The 933-nt window shown below is 42.6% G+C and carries 1 protein-coding gene; it reads left to right on the top strand.

The genetic code is table 11. From position 1 onward, the window contains the following. On the top strand, window positions 1-933 hold a 933-nt coding region (locus RFK25_RS11815), incomplete at both ends, for a gp58-like family protein (RefSeq protein WP_332413541.1).

Genomic DNA, 933 nt, shown 5'->3' with positions numbered 1-933 from the left:
GTCCAATATTGGATAGTCAAAATGTTTGGACATGGATCAACTGGAATTTGTATCACCCTTTCTACAATAAATGGAGCAGCAATCTGACAACGGGTAACAACTATCGCTTGATAAAACTGACCGCCACCGTCACTCAAGAGATGTACCAACAGTCAAAAGGTTTTGAACTTCAAGTCAGAATCGATGGAGTTAAAACTGGTAAGTTCCATGTGAGAGCTTTAATGGTATCAACTGGAGATATCTTTCCAGACTATTGGACACCGTCATTAGACGACTTTACGACAGTAACCGCCTTTCATGAGGTTCGGGATACTGTCAGCAGTCACACTCGGACAATTGGAGATCACACCAATCAAATCAGTCAGGTTGTTCAAACGGCAAATGGGATTGTGACACGAGTGGGCAATCTAGAAACAAGTCGAGCGACAATGGCGGCAGTGAATGCCATTCAAACTCAAGTTTCAACACTTGCAGGGTCGTGGTCGGTTCGAAATCTGACCAGTGCAGGAACAGTATTAAGTCAACTTAATCTCAATAAGGATGGGACCGTCAAAATAGATGGAAAACTCGTTCAAATAACAGGTACTACCTACATCCAAGATGGTGTCATTGCGAGCGGTAAGATTGCCAGTCTTGATGCAGGCAAGATTACGACAGGTATCATTTCAGCAGCTCGAATTGGAGCAGAAGCAATCACTGCGGATAAGTTAAAGGTTGACCAAGCTTTCTTTACCAAGTTTATGGCAACAGAAGCCTATCTTAAGCAGTTATTTGCCAAATCAGCCTTTATAACCCAAGTGCAGTCAGTAACCCTATCTGCCAACAAAATTTCAGGCGGTATTTTGTCAGCAATCAACGGAGCCATGAAAATCAATCTGTCACTTGGAAACATCAAGTTCTTTACAAACTCTCCATCCATTTCTCGTGAGGTTA

Source organism: Streptococcus sp. SS-4456 (assembly GCF_036680365.1).
Classification (GTDB): Bacteria; Bacillota; Bacilli; order Lactobacillales; family Streptococcaceae; genus Streptococcus.
Note: the sequence above shows the minus strand (reverse complement) of the source record. Positions and strands in the feature narration are given on the sequence as shown.